This is a genomic window from Lacticaseibacillus manihotivorans DSM 13343 = JCM 12514 (genome assembly GCF_001435035.1).
Classification (GTDB): Bacteria; Bacillota; Bacilli; order Lactobacillales; family Lactobacillaceae; genus Lacticaseibacillus; species Lacticaseibacillus manihotivorans.
The window spans coordinates 1-490 of sequence record NZ_AZEU01000279.1 but is presented as its reverse complement, the minus strand read 5'-3'; the positions used below and the strand labels follow the sequence as shown (position 1 = coordinate 490).

The window sequence follows — 490 nt, the reverse complement described above, 5'->3', positions numbered from 1 at the left end:
GTCAGTGTACCGCTGGAAATTTGATTAGGGAATCCGTGCTGTTATCTCCTGCTTACTTATTTTGAATATTGGCCGCCGGAATAGCGTGCCGCGCGACACTAAGAATCTGGCAGCAGATCAAGATCAAAGCCCAGTATCTGAGAGGAAAAATCGCCTCTCAGATACTGGGCTTTTGATTATTGAACGTCATTTGGTTGGGTGCTTACAGTCATCGTGAGATACTTGGGCAAATGCCGAGGAGATAAGCTCCTGTAAAACTGAAAGTGGCATCGCTGAAAACGCTCAGCGATGCCACTTTTGAAATTCTTGGTGAATTCTTTCGCCGAACGGTGTCAATTTTAGCACCGAATGGGGTAAAAAAGAGCGCCGAGTGGGCGTGCGGACGTTTTTCTGGACCAATACCATCACGCAGCCTTGCTACGTCGGTATTCTTGGGGGGCTCTTTCCTCCTAAAACTTTTTTTCTTCTCTTGGTGTTATACCACTCGATG

At 46.9% G+C, this 490-nt stretch carries 1 pseudogene; it reads right to left on the bottom strand.

Annotated elements, in window-relative coordinates:
* Positions 1–404: 404 nt before the first annotated feature.
* Positions 405–490 (bottom strand): annotated as a pseudogene (locus FD01_RS17005) (IS3 family transposase); the annotation flags it as partial.